At 67.2% G+C, this 17,646-nt stretch carries 13 protein-coding genes; 2 read left to right on the forward strand and 11 right to left on the reverse strand.

From position 1 onward, the window contains the following. Positions 1–104: 104 nt before the first annotated feature. From J7I44_RS05845 to J7I44_RS05875, 7 genes are all read right to left on the reverse strand, one after another. The gene (locus J7I44_RS05845) at positions 105–947 is read right to left on the reverse strand and encodes a sulfotransferase family protein (protein ID WP_209617280.1); all 843 of its coding nucleotides are present in this window, start codon (positions 945–947) and stop codon (positions 105–107) included. Positions 948–991: 44 nt separating this feature from the next. Beyond that, entirely contained in the window at positions 992–2,503 is a 1,512-nt protein-coding gene (locus J7I44_RS05850) for a lipopolysaccharide biosynthesis protein (RefSeq protein ID WP_209617283.1), read from the reverse strand. A 126-nt stretch (positions 2,504–2,629) separates the two neighbouring features. After that, positions 2,630–3,622, reverse strand: a complete 993-nt coding sequence (locus J7I44_RS05855) for a glycosyltransferase family 2 protein (protein WP_209617285.1) — start codon at positions 3,620–3,622, stop codon at positions 2,630–2,632. Between the two features lie 408 nt (positions 3,623–4,030). Next, positions 4,031–4,726, reverse strand: a complete 696-nt coding sequence (locus J7I44_RS05860; protein ID WP_209617296.1) for a sulfotransferase family 2 domain-containing protein — start codon at positions 4,724–4,726, stop codon at positions 4,031–4,033. 146 nt (positions 4,727–4,872) lie between these two features. Further along, complete coding sequence (locus J7I44_RS05865) at positions 4,873–5,754, reverse strand: glycosyltransferase family 2 protein (RefSeq protein ID WP_209617299.1); 882 nt, start codon at positions 5,752–5,754, stop codon at positions 4,873–4,875. Between the two features lie 142 nt (positions 5,755–5,896). Continuing rightward, complete coding sequence (locus J7I44_RS05870) at positions 5,897–7,081, reverse strand: right-handed parallel beta-helix repeat-containing protein (protein WP_209617302.1); 1,185 nt, start codon at positions 7,079–7,081, stop codon at positions 5,897–5,899. A 366-nt stretch (positions 7,082–7,447) separates the two neighbouring features. After that, the gene (locus J7I44_RS05875) at positions 7,448–8,902 is read right to left on the reverse strand and encodes a tyrosinase family protein (protein WP_209617305.1); all 1,455 of its coding nucleotides are present in this window, start codon (positions 8,900–8,902) and stop codon (positions 7,448–7,450) included. 470 nt (positions 8,903–9,372) lie between these two features. Here J7I44_RS05875 and J7I44_RS05880 point away from each other — a divergent pair, with 470 nt between their 5' ends. Together J7I44_RS05880 and J7I44_RS05885 are read left to right on the forward strand one after the other, a co-directional pair. Further along, entirely contained in the window at positions 9,373–10,527 is a 1,155-nt protein-coding gene (locus J7I44_RS05880; RefSeq protein ID WP_209617308.1) for a right-handed parallel beta-helix repeat-containing protein, read from the forward strand. A gap of 751 nt (positions 10,528–11,278) precedes the next feature. Further along, entirely contained in the window at positions 11,279–12,433 is a 1,155-nt protein-coding gene (locus tag J7I44_RS05885; RefSeq protein WP_209617312.1) for a right-handed parallel beta-helix repeat-containing protein, read from the forward strand. A 212-nt stretch (positions 12,434–12,645) separates the two neighbouring features. Here J7I44_RS05885 and J7I44_RS05890 read toward each other — a convergent pair whose 3' ends face one another. The 4 genes from J7I44_RS05890 to J7I44_RS05905 all read right to left on the reverse strand — a co-directional run bounded on the left by J7I44_RS05890 (position 12,646) and on the right by J7I44_RS05905 (position 17,645). Then, entirely contained in the window at positions 12,646–13,815 is a 1,170-nt protein-coding gene (locus J7I44_RS05890; protein ID WP_209617315.1) for a glycosyltransferase family 4 protein, read from the reverse strand. A 43-nt stretch (positions 13,816–13,858) separates the two neighbouring features. Next, on the reverse strand, positions 13,859–14,956 hold the full coding sequence (locus tag J7I44_RS05895) for a right-handed parallel beta-helix repeat-containing protein (protein ID WP_209617319.1): 1,098 nt from the start codon (positions 14,954–14,956) through the stop codon (positions 13,859–13,861). After that, entirely contained in the window at positions 14,953–16,410 is a 1,458-nt protein-coding gene (locus J7I44_RS05900) for an asparagine synthase-related protein (protein ID WP_209617322.1), read from the reverse strand. Before J7I44_RS05900 ends, J7I44_RS05895 begins: the two co-directional genes overlap by 4 nt. A 176-nt stretch (positions 16,411–16,586) precedes the next feature. Continuing rightward, positions 16,587–17,645, reverse strand: coding sequence for an EpsG family protein (locus tag J7I44_RS05905; RefSeq protein ID WP_209617325.1), 1,059 nt, complete (start codon positions 17,643–17,645; stop codon positions 16,587–16,589). Position 17,646 lies beyond the last annotated feature (1 nt).

Genomic DNA, 17,646 nt, shown 5'->3' on the forward strand with positions numbered 1-17,646 from the left:
CCCGGCCCTTCCCTGACCACGCGAGGTGGGCAGGAGGACGAGTCTTGCCACAGGCACGCCTGCGTCGCACCGAACGTATCCGGCGGATAGCGCCCGGCACAGGATCAGGCGTAGCCGAACTTCGCCATGTGCGCGCCGCAGGTATGCTCGATGAGCGCGAGGTTGCGCTCGCCGAAAAATGCTTCCGTGGAAAGCGAACGATGGCCGTGATGCGTCGGCCGCCGGGCCAGCCTGGCGTCGACGTCGGTCCGCAGTTCCAGGCCAAGAAGCTCGGCGAGGTCGGCGATGAGGGCGCCGCGGTCTTCCAGGAAATCCTCATAGCGCACCAGGTGCACTGGTGTGCCGGCAGCGAAGTACGCGTCGACGCCCCGCACCCATCGCTGGGCCAGACGGCCGATATAGTTCGCCCGCCCGTCCAGGCCCAGCCCCCGGCCGTCCAGGACCGCGCGCCAGCCGCCTTCGCGGGCGAGCCGGCGGTTTTCGGCCGGCCCCAGGTGTTCGAGGTCGCCGCGCATGTGCAGCCGGTCGAGGATGCTGCGGATGTTCTGCCGTGGATCACGCACGATGAACACCTGCGGCGACTCGGGAAACACTTGTTGCAGCTCGCGGTACAGGAACACGAAGTCCGGGTCCTTGACGATGCGGGCGGAAAAATACGCCGGATACTTGCGCACGAATGCGTCGAGCGGCAGGTTTCCTTCCAGCACGTCCGGCAGCAGGTAGCCGTCGCCGTCGCTGCGCAGCACGCGCCAGAAGGGATCGTTGCTGATCGACAGGCCGGTCGCCTCGGCCAGCAGCGCCGCGATGGCGGTCGTGCCCGACTTGGGACTGCCGCCGAAGATCACCGGACTGGGAAACACCGCGGCCGTGCGATGCCGGCAATAGCGGATGGCGCCGGACACCGCCTGGCGCAGCGGATGCGACACGCGAAGCCATGTTCCCTGCATGGTGTCCTCCTGCCCGACCGGGCACCCTCATGCCCGCCGCATGTTCAGCGCTTGCGCGAGCGCAACTCCTCCAGCACCGACATGAGGTCGCGAAGGTGCGCCCGCCCCGATGCATTGGCCAGCCACGCTCCCAGGTACAGGCCGCCGTAGATCAGCGCATCCAGGAACACCCACCGCACCGGCCATTCGGTCATCGTGTGCTGCAGGCCCCACAGGATGGCGGCCACGCCGATGGACGTGGCCGCCGGCCGCGCCAGCGTCTTGGCCGTGGTCCACAGGTCGACCGGCGTGCCGCGGTAGGCGTTGTGCAGCGAGGGCACCACCAGCAGCACGCGGGTGGCGCTGAAGGAGACCGCGATGCCGAAAGCGCCCCACGGCAGGCCGATGAAGAACGCCGCCAGCGTCACCGGCGTGGCGATGCCCTGCCAGAACAGCCTGCGATCGGTGCGCCCCAGCGACGTGTAGACCCAGTTGCCGGCGATGTTGAAGGTACCGATGAATGCGGCGACACCGAGCGCCTGGAACAGCGGCACCGTAGGCAGCCACTTCGGCCCCAGGGCGATCTGGATGACCGAGCGCGCATCCACCCACAGGAAGCACACGATCGGCATGCCGACGAACACGATCGCGCCCAGCGCGCGGTAATAGAACCGGCAGAAGCGCTTGGGCTGGTGCTGCAATCGGCTCAACGCCGGCAACATCACCGAGGACAACGGTGCGTTGATCTGCTGGATCGGCAACAGCAACAGCCGATAGGCGAGCGTGTAGAAACCCAGCGCGGCATCGGAGATGTAGCGGCCGATGAGCACGTTGTCGACGTTGCGGTTGGCGAAGTTGAGGATGCTCGATGCACTCTGGTTGGCGCCGAGCTTGACCATCGGGCGTACGCCGCTGCGGCGGCGGGGCAATCCCGGCACCCAGCGGCAGAAGCCGTAGAGCATCACCAGCGTGACCAGCGCCATGGTGTATTGCTGGATGACGAAGGACCAGTAGCCGGCGCCCATCGACGCGGCGATCACCGCGGCGACGAAGCCGGACAGCAGCGCCACCAGGTCGCCGCTGACCTTCTGCATGAAGCGCATCTGTCGCTGCAGCAGCGCGCGATGTTGCACGCCCAGGCTGCTGATCAGCACCACGCCGGCCATGGCCAGGCCGATCGCCAGCACGCGCGGGTCCTTGTAGAACCACGCCATCGCCGGACTGAGCGCAGCAACCAGCGCCGCCGCCGTGAGTCCCAGCAGCACATTGAGCCAGAACAGCGTGCTGACCTGGCCATGGTTGATCTGCGCCTGCTGCACGGTCGCCAGCGACAGCCCACCGGTCTGGATGGTGGTGATGAAGCCGGTCAGCGCGATGGTCTTGCCGTAGACGCCGAAGTCCTCCGGCAACAGCAGCCGCGCCAGCAACGCCATGCCGCCGACCTGCAGCAGCAGCCGCGCCGCCTGGCTGGAAATGGTCACCGCCGCGCCGCGCACGCTGCGCTTGCGCAGGTCCTGGTGCAGGTGGTCCGTCTCGAACAGGATGCGGTGGGCGGCGCTTGCGTGCGTGTCGGTCATGGGTGGCGGATCGGAGGCGGGCTCGACCGTGGGTCGGGGCCGCGAACGTTGGAGGGATTGACGTGAACCGGCCGTATAGCGGCCGTCCGGGCACGAAGGGTCGCCGCTGCGGCGCATGGAGACGTCCTATCGCTGCGCGATACGCCGGTATACCGAACTGGTGCTGGCCTTGACGCGCGAGGCAATGCGGGTACCCAGGAAGGAAGCCAGCAGCGCACTGCGCGCGTTGTAGCCGCGGTTGTGGAAGCCGAACTCACGTGCCTTGGCGCTCCATCGCGCACCCGAGGCACTGTCGCCGTAGGCGTAGGCGACCCAGGCGGTCTTGCAGCACAGACGGCCCAGGGCGAACCGCTCGTCCTGGCCGTCGCCGCTGGACAAGCGCGAGCGTACCCAGCCTTCGATCTGCTCGAACACCACGTCGGCGGCGTACATCACGTCCTTGATCTGCGCCTTGGTGACGCGATGGGGCGAGTTGTGCTGCCAGTAGACGCCATTGCCCTGGCTGGAGATCGCCACCTTCAGGCCGCGGATCAGCGCGCGGATCATCAGCTCGCCGTCCTGGTCCTTGCGCAGCCGTTCGTCCCAGGCGCCGATCGCTCGGATCGCGTCGGTCCGCCAGGCGATGCAGCAGGGCGGGAAGAACGCATGCATCACCCAGTGGAAGATGCGCTCGCCGTTGTCCAGCGATGGCGGCTGGCGCAGCATGCCGCGCTCGCGTCCCTCGCCGTCGTACACCCACGGGCCGATCGCCACGTCCGCGCGCTCGCGTTCGAGCACGTCGACCAGGCCGGCAAGCAGGCCGTTCTCCACGTAGTCGTCCGAATCCAGGAACATCACGTAGTCGGTGTCCACCTGGGCCAGCCCCAGGTTGCGCGCGTGCGGCGCGCCACCGTTCTGCTGCAGCGAGAACAGCCGCGCCCCAGTCGCCTGGACCACCTTGCCGGTACCGTCGAGCACACCGTCCTCGACCACGATGATGTTGCGCTCGGCCACGCCCTCGGCGATCGCCGAGCGGATCGTGCGTTCGACCCAGCGCTCGGAACGGTAGGCAGGCACCACCACGCTGAGGTTCATGCTTCCCCCTGGCCTGTTGCCGTGCTTGCGGTCGATCGGATCCATCTAGCCAAGCCCTTCACTTCGTTCGGATTGCAGGCCGGTCCGCACTTTCGCAAGCGGCAGGCCCGGGGCCTTCGGCCGTCCCTCGCAAGGGGCGTCCGCGCGGCCTGTTTGCCGGCCCGATGATTGGGGTTTTGCCGTGAAATCGTCGTTCAAGAAGCGCAAGCATGAGCAAGCCCGACGTTCCCCAGGCTGAGCCTCCCGCTGCCGGGGAGGGGGCTGGGTGAGGGGCCGGGCTCGCGGGGAACCGGTTGCCTGCGGGCAACAAAGCTCTGAAAAGCCACGTTGGTTGGGCGCCTCGCGCGAGCGCCCTCAACCTCCCCCGGAGGAGAGAGAGAACCCATGTCTGCGGTCCGGCGGGTGTCGTTCAGCTTGCCCCTTCGCCCCGAACAGAGAGCCAGCGCGGGCTTTTCAGTAGTGATAACCCAGCAACCGCATCTCGTCGCCGAAGGTCCGGTCGACCCAGTCGCGCTCTTCCTCGCCCAGCACCTCGCGGTAGCCGCGCGCGTCGCTGCGCTTCCTCACCTTGGTATGGGGGAGCTCGAGCGGTTCGGGCAGTCCGATGATCCTGCGCACCTCTTCGAGTTCCTCGTGGATCGACTCGAAGCGGCAGATGCGATCGACCGCCACCTTGCCGTCCAGCGTGTACACCTCGTAGCCGCGCTTCTTGAGCATCATCGCCCGCGACGTGCGAATGAAGCGGGACAAGGGCAGCCGCGACGGCGAGGACCGATGCGCCCAGTGGTAGTACGAGATCAGGCGGTCGTAGGGGTTGCGCTCGAAGCAGAACTTGAAATAGCTGTTCCACACCTCCGGGCCCACGAAATCGCGTACTTCCCGCCCCGTCATGTGGTTGTAGAAGCGGGACCGGCGCTTGCCCTTGAACACGCGTTCGACGACATCGCGAACGCCGTATTCGTACCAGGGCGCCAGGTGGTGTTGCGGCCCGCGGTAGCCCAGCGCCTGGCGGGTTTCCTCGTCCACCGGCGAGATCGGCGTGATGATGTCGTCCGGGCCGCAGAACTTCGACAGCGCGATCTCGATCGACGTGCCGGCCGTCTTGTTGGTCTTGAGGAAGATGAACTTGTGCTTGTGTGAAACGATCATGGCAGTCTTCCTAACTCGCCCGCAGCAGGGGATGCCGCGCCGGCGCAGTGTCCTGCGCCCGGGCGGCAAGGCTCGTACATTCTTTCGACAGAAACGTGGAGGGAGCGTCAGCGTCGCGTCCGCTTCCGATGTCCACGCAGGCCTCGTCAGGCAGGCGCGTGGGCGCGGCGGCGCAGCCCGCGTACGACGGTGCGGCGCATCTTGTTGGCCAGGCCGATGGTGCTGGCGAACAGGTATTCGTACCTGCTGAGAAGCCCCTGGCGCACCAGCTTGCGGCGCAGGTCGCGCCGGCCGCGGTGGATCGCGTCGAAATCGTCGCTCAGGCCGACCTCGCCGTTCTCGCGCCGGTTCCAGATCGCCAGCACCTGGTCGATCTTGGCGCAGCGGTAGCCGGACAGCACGATCTGCGACCACAGCAGATAGTCCTCCGAGCGGCGGAACTCCTCGTCGAAGCGGAACGGAAGGTCGCGGCGCAACACCACCGAGGCGGTCGGAAAGGGGTTGCGCACCAGCAAGGTGCCACGCCCCACGATATCCACGCCCACCGTCGCCCGCGGCGGCGGCAGCACCGTACCGCGCGGCCGCACCTGCATCTGGTGGGCGATCAGCGCGATCTCCGGGTCGGCCTCCAGCGCCGCCATCTGCAGCTCCAGCTTGCGCGGGCCCCAGCTGTCGTCGGCATCGAGGAACGCAATGTAGGGCTGCTGCGCCTGCTGCCAACCGACATTGCGCGCGTGCGAGGGTCCGCGGTTGGCCGGCAGCGCGATCACCCGGATCCAGTCGGTGCCGTAGGCCGCGGCGACCCGATGCAGCGCCCCGATCGTGTCGTCGCCGCTGGCGTCCTCCACCAGCAGCACCTCGGCCGGGCGCAGTGTCTGCGCGGCGATCGAGGCGACCGCGTCGTCGATGGTTTCCGCACAGCGGTAGCACGGCACCACCACGCTTACCGGTGCAAACGCCCCCGAAGGCATGGCCCGGGCCCGGGCATCCCCTTCCAGGACGACGTGAGCCTCACGCTCCTTGTTCATGACCGACCTCGACCGTGCGGAAATTTAACGACCTAGGATTGACCGGCCCGGATCAATGCGTCGTCAAAGCCGCCGCGGCGGGGCGCAGGCAAAAAAAGGGGCAGCCTGAAGGCTGCCCCGGGGAGTACCCAGCCGATGAGGCTCAGCGGGTGTAGGTGTTGTACTTGGCGTTGGAGAAGATGTTGCCCGACACCGAGATGTTGTAGGTGTTGGCGCCGAACTGCAGGTCGCGGCTGAGCGCACCGCCTTCCTTGGTGGCGGACATGTAGCGGGTGCTGTTGTACTTGAGCGTGTTGCCGGTGATCGACCAGTCATGCGACTTGCCGCTCGGGCGCACGCCGGCCAAGCCGTTCTCGGTCATGAAGTTGCCGGTGACGGTCACGCCCGGGGCGGACACGCCCAGCACGCCGAAACCGTAGTTGCCCTTCATCGTGTTGCCGACGATGGCGATGTCGGAGATATTGGCGTGCATCTCGATACCGTTGCCGTGGTTGTCGGCGAAGGTGTTGTTCTCCAGGCGGATGGCGTTAGTCAGGCCTTCGGTCATCGGCTCGATGTCGATGCCCGCCTCCGGCAGCGTGCCGTTGGTGCCCTGGAAGGTGCTGTTGACGATGTAGACGTGCTGCGACGGGCCGATCGACAGGCCCTGGCGGCGGTTGTTGCTGGACACGATGCCGTCGACGGTCACGTAGTCCGAACGCACGTGAACCTTGTTGACGTCCTTGGCGCCGATCCACACGCCGTCGCCCCAGAAGTTGGACAGGTTGACGTTCTTCAGCACGACGTTGGTCGCGGCGGTGACGTTGATGCCGTAGCCCCACTCGCCGGTGTCGCCCAGGTGCTTGACGCGGTCGCCGACCAGGTTGCCGCCGACCACGCGCACGTCGGTGGCGTTGTAGATCTGGATGACCATGTAGCGGCTGTTGCTGGTCGGGATCACTTCCAGGGTCGCCGCCGGGTCCATCAGCAGGCGGGTGTGCGAGCGCAGCTTGATCGGCTTGGTCGCGTTGACCATGTAGTGACCGGCCGGCACGAACACCGTGCCACCGGAGGTCGGCAGCGCATCGACCGCGGCCTGGATGGCGGCGGTGTCGTCGTGCACGCCGTCGCCCAGGGCACCCTTGGTGCGCACGTCGACGGTCATGCTCTTGCCGATGACCGGCTTGGGCATCGCCGTCCACCAGTCGGCAGCGAACGAGGGCGCGGCGACGGCGGAAAGGGCCAGCGCGGCAAACGCCAGCATCAGCGGCTTCTTCACAAAATTCTTCGCGGTGACGGCGGTACGGACAGAGGCGGCAAGCTGCTGATTCTTAACGGAAGTGTTCATGATCGGACGGTGTCTCAGGTGTTTTGTCGGGTAGCGCTTCGTCACGCGAAGCTCACGCAAAAAATGCGCGCTCGTCACGTACCTAAGCAAGCTCGACAGAAACACCCAAGTGAGCGAAACATGATCAGGTTGGCAAAAGGATTCCGGCCGCCCGTAGAGCCCGCCCGGGCCGGCGAGAACCGCATCACAGAAGGGCTGTAGAGCACGCTGGCAGGCGGCTGCCACGTGGCAACCCGATTCCGGTCACGCGTTGCACGGACCGTCGAAGCACCCGCTGGCGGGCCACGAACGACAGGGGCGCCGTATCGCTACGACGCCCCTGGCTGGCCGGCATGGGCCAGCCATTCCATCACTGGCGGAAACGGCTCAGTCGTCCGCCTCCACGCGCAGGGTCTTGACGCGGATGGTGTGGCCCTTGGCCGGATGCGCACGGCCGTTCGCACGTACGAAGGAGATGCTGAGCGTGTCCAGGTCCGTCGGCCAGATGCCCCGCAGCGCCTCGCTCATCGGGAACACGAAACGTACGTCCGGCTTGCCGCCCGCCGCACGCATGTCGTGCATGCCCTGCATGCCCTTGCCCTGCATGGCCGCCTGCATCTGCGCCACACCGATCTCGAAGGACCCCAGCATGCCGAGCAGGTAGGTACGCTCGGGCTGGTTCACGCCCGGCTGCTCGGGCAGGTTGACGTAGATCTTGTAGAAGTACCCGCCCTTGGCGCCCAGTCCGGTGAGCTGCACGCCGTCGAGCACCAGCCGCAGCGGATCGGGCTTGGCGGTGGCCTGCGCCGCCTGTGGCCGAAGCAGCATAGAGCGCACCTGGCTGGCGTTCTGCGCGGTCAGCGCAACGTCGACGGTGACCGAGTGCTCGTCCAGCACCAGCGACTGCGACGTGCCCAGGGCGGTGGTACCCACGCTCGCGGGCCGCAGCGGAGCCGTGCCCCGCAGGGAGAAGGTCGACAGCGTGGCGGCGCGCGCGGTCGCGGTGGAGGTGCTCGGCGGCGGATCGGTGGGCGGCAGCGCGGCGGGCATGGTCTCGTTCTCGTACTGGTAGAACATGTACCGCGACGGGTTGCGGGCCCATACGCGTGGCACTTCCTCCACCGCGTCGCCGTACTGGAACGAGCCCTGCCAGTAGTTCTGGTAGGCCCGCGGCATGTGGCGTCCGTCGCCGGCCTCGAACCAGGCAAGCCACAACCGGTCGATGTTGGCGTGGTGCACCCAGAACAGCGGGTCGCGCGGCGAGATCGCCACGTCGCCCATCGCGCCGCCGATGAGGTTGTGCACCGGGTTGTGCGGGGCGTTTTCCAGCTTGGGCTCGAACGCGTTGCCGCTGCCGCGCTGGAAGTTGATCACGTCGTCGGCGAAGGGGTCGAGGCTGAGCGCCTCGGTGACGTCTTCGCCGGTGCGCTCCTTGCGCCACAGCGGCGAGGTGGTGTCGAGGAACTCCGGCGGGATCTGCGGATGGGTGTAGTAGTCCCAGTACGGCAGCACCATGTCCGGATTGCCCGAGACGGTGCGCAGGTTCTCCTCGAAGCGGTACAGGAAGCCGCGATGCCAGGCCAGGAAATACGGCGACCGGTGCGGACAGGAGCTCTGGTGGACGTCCACCCAATAGCCCCAGTTCGCAGGCGTGGTGGTACCGCGGTTGGCCCGCATGGCGCCGATCGCGGCGACGAACGGCTCATACAGGGGGCCCGTGCAGAACGTGTCCCAGCTGGGCCGGGTGCGCACCACCGTATCGGCGGACCTGACCACGCGGGGCAGCAGCGGCAACAGGGCAAGGGAAGCGGACGACTGAAGAAAGCGTCTTCTTGAAATCATGGTTGTCCTCCATGGGGCAAGCGGTCTCGCGGATCAACGCGCCCGGGTTGCCCGGCACGGATGTGGGGACGAGACCTCACGCAGGAATGCAGACTTTCGACGCGGCCAGAACCATTCCGGAGAGCCGCAGGTGGAGGTGCCGTCCTAGGCACCTATTCAGTGAATAGCGAGGCACGTCAACCGGGGGTATAGGAAGCGCCGCCTCGCTGCATACATCCGCGTCAGGCAGGCACCTGCCTGCCCCACGGCTGGCTGCGCGCTTCGCGCAGCGGCCATCGCGGCCCTTCCCAAGGCAATCGCACGCGCGCGCCCGCAGCGCCCGGCCGCCCGCCAGCCCCGTGCGCCAAGGGTTCGGCGCGCACGGGCCGGCCTGTTTTCCATGAACCGGACCCAATGGTCGCGCTTGTTAGCACCGTGAAGGACTTGCATCTTTCGCGTCGCTTCCATGTGACGAGAGAGTCAACCTCCTGATGACCAACCAACACGACACCCAGTCCTCGGCCAAGCCGGGCACCACCAAGCGAGATTTCTCCATGAAAAAGTCCTTGATGATCGCTGTCGCTTCGCTGTCGCTGTCTGCCGTGGCACTGCCTGCTGCCGCGTCGAACTGGTGGAACGCGAACCCGAACATCTCGATCGGCTCCGCTTCCGTCAACGTCAAGAACAAGGGTGCGCTGGGCAACGGCTCACACGACGACACCGCCGCCATCCAGGCCGCCATCAACTCGCTGCCGAGCAGCGGCGGCACCGTCGTCGTTCCCGCCGGCCGCTACATGATCAACGCGCTCAAGCCGCTCAACCTGCGCTCGCACACGCGGCTGCAGCTGGATCCCAGCGCCGAACTGAAGGTCATCCCGAACAGCGCCGGCCGCTACTGGGTGGTCAAGGTGTTCGAGGTCAACAATGTCGAGATCGTCGGCGGCAAGGTGACCGGCGACCGCGCCCAGCACAAGGGCAACACCGGCGAGTGGGGCTACGGCATCAACATCTCCGGCTCCAGCAACGTGCTGGTGCGCAACGTCAACCTGTCGGAGTTCTGGGGTGACGGCATGTGGATCGGCGCCGTGAAGTCCGGCGGCAAGCTGACCCGCTCCAACTACGTGACGGTCAACAACGTGACCTCCTCGCACAACCGCCGCCAGGGCCTGTCGATCGGGCCGGCGCAGCACGTCTACATCGTCAACAGCACCTTCAAGGACACCCAGGGCACGCTGCCGGAGGCCGGCATCGACATCGAGCCGCAGGACCAGGGCCCGGCCGACACCATCCGCCTGGAGAACAACACCTTCTCCGGCAATGCGGGCAACGGCATCGAGCTGCACTACAACATTTCGCAGATCACCATCACCGGCAACACGCTCAGCGGCAATGACGGCTTCGGCATGCTGGCGATCAGCGCGCCGTACCTGACCATCACCAACAACTATGCGACGCGCAACGGCCTGGCCGGCGTGGGCCTGAGCGGCAAGACGCACCACTCGTCGGTGAAGAGCAACAAGCTGCAGTACAACAGCACGCACTACATGTCGCCCACCCGCTCCGGCGGCGCGGACAACCGCGACATCAAGATCGGCAAGAAGACCTCGTCCATCACCCTGTCGGGCAACCAGCTGACGCCCAACTGAGCCTTGGCCGAACTCGGCCTGCGCCACACGACGAACGCCGGGCAGCGATGCCCGGCGTTTTTTTTCGGTCGCCGCGGCACGGGCGCACAACCTGCGCGATCGCAGCGAATGCCGAACAGCGGCCTGGCCGGCCCCCTCGTAAGCGCACCCGCCGTGCCACCGCCAGAAGCGGCAGGCGGCCGCTCGCACACAAGGTGCGCTCCGGCAGAAGCAGGGCGGCATCCACCGATCGCCAGGGCGCCATCGACCTCCTGCAGCAGATCTCGCAGTCGCACCCCGCCCTGCTCGAGTCCGCCAGGCGAACCACGCCGGCAAGGCAGTCGTGCTCGCTTCGGCACGCGAGCCGCCCCCTCCCGCCCATTTATTTTTACCCGCCCGTTGCCGATGCGGACACGCGTGAACGCGGCGCGCCGGGGAGGTCACTTCGACGGCGAACCCGTAGCCGTCCAGTTCGGCCGTTCCGAGTCAAGAAATCGTCTACGAAACCCCGCGACATCCTGCGGTTGCAGGGTGTGATGGCGATCGCAGGACTGTGTCGTTCCCGCTCGGGCCGCACTTCGATCGTTCACGTTTAACACGCTGATTGCACTCATGAAACGGAACGCTTACGGATAGATCGCGTCACGCCTGACACCCCCAGCGGCGCCAGCGCGGATCTTCATGAATAGAGCCCAATGGTCGAGCTTGTTAGTCGACGTGAAGGTCCCGCATGGTGCGTGTCACTTCCACGTGACGAGAGGGTCAAAACCTGATGATGCATTTGCACGACACCCAGTCCTCGGCGAAGCCGGCCACCGCCAAGCGCTCATTCCTCGCAAAGCCCCTGGTGATCGCTGCCTCGCTGGCACTGTCTGCCGTGGCACTTCCTGCTGCTGCTGCTTCCTGGTGGGACGCCACCCCCAACATCTCGATCGGTTCGCGCACGGTCAACGTCAAGAACTTCGGTGCCCGCGGCAACGGTTCGCACAACGACACCGCCGCCATCCAGAAGGCGATCGATTCGCTGCCCAACAGCGGCGGCACCGTGTTCGTGCCGGCGGGCCGCTACATGATCGATGCGACCAAGGCACTCAAGCTGCGTTCCCACACGCGCCTGAAGCTCGATCCCAGCGCCGAGCTGCGCGTGATCCCCAACGGCGCCAGCCGCTACTGGGTGGTCAAGGTGCACAACGCGAACAACGTCGAGATCGTCGGCGGCAAGATGATCGGCGACCGCGCGCGCCACAAGGGCAACCGCGGCGAGTGGGGCTACGGCATCAACATCTCCGGCTCCGACCACGTGCTGGTGCGCAACGTCAACCTGTCGGAGTTCTGGGGTGACGGCATGTGGATCGGCGCCCTGGGCCGCAACAGCCGCCTGGACCGCTCCAACTACGTGACCGTCAACAACGTGACGTCCTCGCACAACCGTCGCCAGGGTCTGTCGATCGGTCCGGTGCAGCACCTCTACATCGTCAACAGCACCTTCAAGGACACCAAGGGCACGCTGCCCGAGGCCGGCATCGACTTCGAGCCGCAGGAACAGGGTCCGGTCGATAACGTGCGCCTGCAGAACAATGTGATCTCGGGCAACAACGGCAACGGCATCGAGATGCACGCCCACGTCTCCGACGTGACCTTCGCCGGCAACACGTTCACCGGCAATCGCGGCTTCGGTCTTATGTCTATCAACGCGCACCACATGAAGATCCAGGGCAACCACGCCACGAAGAACGGCTTGGCCGGACTTCGCATGAGCGCCAAGACCCATCATGTGAACATCACCAACAACAAGCTGCAGTACAACAGCACGCGCTACATGTCGGCCAGCAGCGCCGGTGGCGGCACCAGCCGCGACATCCAGATCAGCAAGAAGGCGTATTCGATCACCCAGTCCAACAACACGCTTTCGCCCAAGCGGAAGTAAGCCGCGCCACGGGCAGCCGACAGGCTGTTGCGTCAACGCACGACCTCGCGCCGGGGCAGCCACGCTGCCCCGGCGTTTCTTTGCTCGAAAAGACCACCGCAGGGCACTCGGCCTTTTGCAGGAGCGCCCTTGGGCGCGGCCGCCCCGCATATTTCGGCCCGGCGGTCGCGCCCAAGGGCGCTCTTACGGGCCCGCGACAGGTAACAGGCGCCCTACGAGGTCGACCCGGCCAGCGAGCCGCCCGGCATGTCCGCCCCCAGCAGGCGCTCGTAGACGTCGAGGGTGCGCTGGATCACCGCGCGCTCGTCGAACTCGCCCACCGCCTTCTCGCGCGCCGCGGCACCCAGCCGGGCCAGCAGGTCGCGGTCGTCGTCCAGCCGCGCCACCAGCGTGGCCAGCGCGGCGGCATTGCGTGGCGGTACCACCAGTCCGTCCATGCCGTGCCGGGTGACCACTTCGCGGCAACCGGGCTGGTCGGTGGTGATCAGCGCCAGGCCGGCCGCGGCGCCTTCGATCAGGCTCTTGGGCACGCCCTCGCGGTAGTAGCTGGGCAACGCCATCACGTCGATCGTGGACAGCAACGCGGGCATGTCCTCGACGTGGCCCAGCCAGGTGATCACGCCCTCTTCCGCCCAGCGCCGTACCTGCTCGTCGCTCACCGAGCGCGGGTTGCCCGGGTCGGGCGCGCCGGCCAGCACGAACTCGATGTCGCGCCCCTGCCCCTTGAGCTGGCGGGCCGCCTCGACGTACTCGCCGATGCCCTTCTCCCACAGCAGGCGAGCGGCCAGCAGCACGCGCAGGCGGCCGTCGCGGCCGGACATCGAGCTGGGCCGGAAGCGCGAGGTGTCCACGCCGGAGCTGCGGATCACGTGGATGCGCTCGCGCGCAACCAGCCGCGAGCGGCGGAAGATCTCCGCGTCGTCCGGATTCTGCAGGACCAGCAGCGAGCGACGATGGTCGAGCGTGCCGCGCATCAGCGCCTGCACCATCGGGCGCAGGCAGCGCGCCTTGAGGTCATTGCTGGTGAACACGTAGCCCATGCCGGCCACCGCATTGACCGTGGCCGGCACGCCGGCCATGCGTGCGGCCGCGCCGCCGTAGACGGCGCACTTGACCGTGAAGTTGTGCAGCAGGTCCGGCTTCTCCCGGCGCAGGATGCGCACCAGGTGCTTGAGGGTCACCGCCTCGCGCAGCGGGTTCAGGCTGGCCCGGTCCATTGGCAGGGTGAGCCAGCGGAAGCCGCGCGCGGCGAAGCGCCCGCCGAACGGGCCCGGCGGCGAGAGCATCACCACTTCGTGCCCGTCCGCCTGCAGCCGCTGCGCGGTGGACAGGCGGAAGTTGTACAGATACCAGTCGGTGTTGGCGTAGAAGACGAATTTCATCGCTGGGGTTCCTTTGCTGTTGCGCTCCTGGGCGCGTGCCGCGCTAGAACGTGTTGCCGGACACGTGCACGTTGGACGTCTTGTCGCCGACGTGCAGCTGCGCCGGATGCGCACCGCCGGAGTCGGAGACCATGGCCTTGAGGGCGCGGCGCAGCGAGCGCGCGCTGTTGGAGGTCAGGGTGTTGTCGGTGACCTTCACGTCGCGGGTCAGGCCGGCGAGCTTGACCCCGTTCATGCCGTTGTCGGTGATGACGTTGTCGTCCACCCACAGGTCGTTCATCTGCGCGGCCAGCACGCCATAGCCGTGGTTGTCGCGGATCGTGCAGCGACGGATCACCACGCCCGATACGTTGTGGTGGATCTCCACGCCGCAGCCGTAGTTGCCGGTCAGGGTGCAGCCCTCGATCAGCACGTCCCTGGTGTCGCCCTGCCCCATGGGTTCCAGGTCGATGCCCGACTGCGGCTTGGTGCCGTGGGTGTTGCTGAAGGTGCTGTTGAGGATGCGCACGCGCTGGCACGGCCCCAGCGACAGCCCCTGCCGGCGGTTGTTGGTGCTCACCACGTTCTGCACGGTGACGTCGGTGGAGATGTCCGCCTTGGCGCCGCGGCCGAACGCGCCGATCCATATGCCGTCACCCCAGCAGTCGGCGATGTGGGTGCCGTCGACCAGCACGTTGTGCGAGGCCTGGATGTTGATGCCATAACCCCACTCGCCCTTGTCGCCGCGATGCTGGTCGCGCTCGCCGAGCACGCGCCCGCCGATGATCTGCACGTTGCTTGCCCGCCACACGCGGATGACGTGGTAGCGCTTGAGGGTGTTGGGCAAGGCGGTGAACTGCGCGTCGGGCGCCATTTCCAGCCGTATGTTCGAGCGCAGGCTGATCGCGCGCGCGGCGTCGATCATGTAGTTGCCCGCCGGCACGCGCACGGTGCCGCCAGTGGTGGCGATAGCGTCGATGGCCGCCTGGATCGCGGCGGTGTCGTCGGTCTTGCCGTCGCCGCGCGCGCCCTTGGCGCGCACGTCAATCTGGTTGGCCGCCGCGCTGGCCATGCGCGGCAGCGCCGGCAGCAGCGTGGCCGCCCCCAGCGCCAGGGCGCGCTGCAGGAACAGGCGGCGCGCGTTGGCCTCGCGCCCGGTCATGCGTCCGGCCTCTGCGCCGGGGCATCGGCACGGCTGAGCAGCCACGGCAGCACCACCGCCAGCAGATAGAACTTCGAAGCGAAGAACTTGTTGCCCATGCGGCCGCGGTAGTCCTCCAGCCAGCGCGCGGCGCCGGGAACCAGGTCGCGCGCCTCGACGGCGAACGCGTGCACCTGCTCGAAGCGCTCCGCCGCCAGCCCGCACAGGTCGAAGCGGAAGCAGCCCTTGGCCCGCACGTACGGCAGCTCGCCGAAGCGGCGCGCGATGTGCTTGCGCACCAGCGGCTTGTTGTGGCCCTCGCGATCGATCAGCAACGCGTCGGGCACCTCGCGGTAGACCCACTCCGCCAGCTGCGCATCACAGAAGGGATAGGCCTGGCGCAGGCCGAGCGCGGTGGTGGTGTACTGCCCCTTGGGAAAGCCCGCGCCCGCCTCGACGATGGCCAGCGTGACGCGCTTGCGCGCCTCGATGGTGCGGGCGTTGGCCAGTTCCTCCTGGAACACGCGCAGGCGCTGGCGCGACTGCGCCGCCACCGGGCGCCCGAGCAGGCGATCGACTTCCGCGTCGCTGAAGCGCGAACCGGGGAAGTAGCGCTCGAACGGATCCATGCCCAGCGTGGCCAGCACGAAGCAGGCGACGAAACTGCGGCTGACCGGGCCGGCCTCGAACAGCTTCGCCGGCACCGGCAAGTCCCGGGCCATGCGAAACAGCGTGCTCTTGCGCGCATCCACCGGTGTGCCGAAATAGATGTCCGAGCCGAGCCCATCGACGACGCCGTCGCCGCCGGAACGCGCGATTTCGGTGACTAGGTCGGCGTAGGACAGCATGGCGAAGTCGGCCGACAGCAGCGGCAGGCGCGGGACCATCGCCAGGTAGCGGTCGTACGCGCGGCCGGGCTCGCACACCAGCGCCTCGTGGCGCAGACCCAGTTGCCGTGCCACCGCGCGTGCGGATTCGACCTCGTCCTCCTCGCGCCCGCCGAGGTAAGTCAGGCAGGTGGTATCCGGGCGTGCTTCGGCGACGGCGATCGCCAGCGAGCTGGAATCCTTGCCGCCGCTCTGCAGCATCCAGGGCACCTGCATGCCGGCGGTCGAACGCGTGACCGCGTCGCACAGCAGACGGTGATAGGTCTGAAGCAATGCATCCTCGTCGGCGACCTGCGCGGTCGGGCGCTGCGGCGCGGGCGAGGAGCGGAACGGGAAGCGGTATTCAGGCGCCGCGTGCAGGTCGCGTTCCGGATCGAAGCCGATCACCGCCACGCGAACGTCGCGGTAGATCGTATGCGGCGGATAGACGAACGCATTGCGCAGCACGTCGGCGATCGAAACCGGGTCCAGCGGCCGGCCACCGCCCAGTCCGGACAGCGGCGCGAAATCGGCGTCGTTCCGGTATGGCGAGACCCGGAGCTTGATGCGGGGATCGGCATCCTGCACGGGAGCGGTGACGATGGACATGGGCGGTTTTCCTTTGCAGACGCCTCGGAACGGCGTGGGACGACTGGCGCGGACGGGGCGGGCAACCGCCCGCTACGGCGCCGCTCGGCGACGCGCGCACCCGCTTACACATAGCAGGCGCGATGCAGGCGACGGGTGAAGCACGCCGATGGCGCCTGGGTGCGGCCGCGCGAATCTCACAGCACCACACCGTGGGTGACGTAGTAGCAGAACACGCCGGCGGCACCGACCAGCCCCATGCGCAGCACGACCGGGTTGCGCAGTGGCGAGAACCGGTTGTCGCAGCAGATCGCGGCCAGGATCAGCGACACCGACAGCCACGCCGGCAGCAGATAGCGGTTGGAGAAGTTGCCCCAGCCCACCGCGAAGAACGGCAGCATCAGCACCAGGTAGACGGCGGTGCTCTGGTTGATGCGCTCGCGCACCGGCTCGCGCACGAGCGGCGCGACCACCCACGGCAGCACGTACCAGAACAGCGAGAACACCGCGAAATCCAGGCGCACGCCCGCCTTGTAGGACGAGCCGGCGTCATAGGCCATCACCATGGTGTAGACGCTGGGCACGATCGCGCGCACCAGCACCATGGTCACGCCGCTGCAGTAGGCCAGGAACGCCAGGATGCCGGCCACGCGCAGCAGCTTGGTGTTGAGCAGCAGCACCGGCGCAAAGAACAGGTACAGCAGCGCGGAGTAGTGGAATCCGGTCGCCATCAGGCCCCACAGGACGAATGCACGCCACTGCCGCTGGTAGAACGCCAGCAGCGCGGTGAACACCAGCAGCGACGACAGTCCCTGGCGCATGACGTTGATCGTCGCGTTGGACATCACCGGCGAGATGAACAGGAACAGCAGCGACGCGGCAAGGAAGGTGCTGTAGCCGGTCTCGCTCCCCAGGAACGTGTGGTAGCGGCGCGTCGCCACCAGCGCGGTGCCAGCCATCACGAAGAACATCACCCCCTCGTAGGCGGGAAAGCTCATGCCGGTGGCGGCCAGCATCACGCTCAGGTAGTAGAAGACCGGCTCGAAGCGGCTCTGCACTTCGCCGTGATGGACCAGGCTTTCGTAGAAGCTCGCATACACCGACGTGTCGGTACCGATGTTGCCGCGTGTGGCGACCGCGAAGTCGACGATGACGATCACCGCCGCCACCAGCATCAACCCGAGCAGGACGCGGGCGTTGGTGTTGGTGGGGCTGTCTATCAGCGCGACGGGCGTGTTCATGGTGGTGGTGTTCATC

Origin of the sequence: Frateuria flava, assembly GCF_017837635.1 — a bacterium.
Taxonomy (GTDB): domain Bacteria; phylum Pseudomonadota; class Gammaproteobacteria; order Xanthomonadales; family Rhodanobacteraceae; genus Frateuria_A; species Frateuria_A flava.

Excerpts from the sequence above, each read along its gene's own strand:
- J7I44_RS05845 (WP_209617280.1), bottom strand. The coding sequence starts at position 947 with ATGCAGGGAACATGGCTTCGCGTGTCGCATCCGCTGCGCCAGGCGGTG.
- J7I44_RS05850 (WP_209617283.1), bottom strand. The coding sequence starts at position 2,503 with ATGACCGACACGCACGCAAGCGCCGCCCACCGCATCCTGTTCGAGACG.
- J7I44_RS05855 (WP_209617285.1), bottom strand. The coding sequence starts at position 3,622 with ATGGATCCGATCGACCGCAAGCACGGCAACAGGCCAGGGGGAAGCATG.
- J7I44_RS05860 (WP_209617296.1), bottom strand. The coding sequence starts at position 4,726 with ATGATCGTTTCACACAAGCACAAGTTCATCTTCCTCAAGACCAACAAG.
- J7I44_RS05865 (WP_209617299.1), bottom strand. The coding sequence starts at position 5,754 with ATGAACAAGGAGCGTGAGGCTCACGTCGTCCTGGAAGGGGATGCCCGG.
- J7I44_RS05870 (WP_209617302.1), bottom strand. The coding sequence starts at position 7,081 with ATGAACACTTCCGTTAAGAATCAGCAGCTTGCCGCCTCTGTCCGTACC.
- J7I44_RS05875 (WP_209617305.1), bottom strand. The coding sequence starts at position 8,902 with ATGATTTCAAGAAGACGCTTTCTTCAGTCGTCCGCTTCCCTTGCCCTG.
- J7I44_RS05880 (WP_209617308.1), top strand. The coding sequence starts at position 9,373 with ATGACCAACCAACACGACACCCAGTCCTCGGCCAAGCCGGGCACCACC.
- J7I44_RS05885 (WP_209617312.1), top strand. The coding sequence starts at position 11,279 with ATGATGCATTTGCACGACACCCAGTCCTCGGCGAAGCCGGCCACCGCC.
- J7I44_RS05890 (WP_209617315.1), bottom strand. The coding sequence starts at position 13,815 with ATGAAATTCGTCTTCTACGCCAACACCGACTGGTATCTGTACAACTTC.
- J7I44_RS05895 (WP_209617319.1), bottom strand. The coding sequence starts at position 14,956 with ATGACCGGGCGCGAGGCCAACGCGCGCCGCCTGTTCCTGCAGCGCGCC.
- J7I44_RS05900 (WP_209617322.1), bottom strand. The coding sequence starts at position 16,410 with ATGTCCATCGTCACCGCTCCCGTGCAGGATGCCGATCCCCGCATCAAG.
- J7I44_RS05905 (WP_209617325.1), bottom strand. The coding sequence starts at position 17,645 with ATGAACACCACCACCATGAACACGCCCGTCGCGCTGATAGACAGCCCC.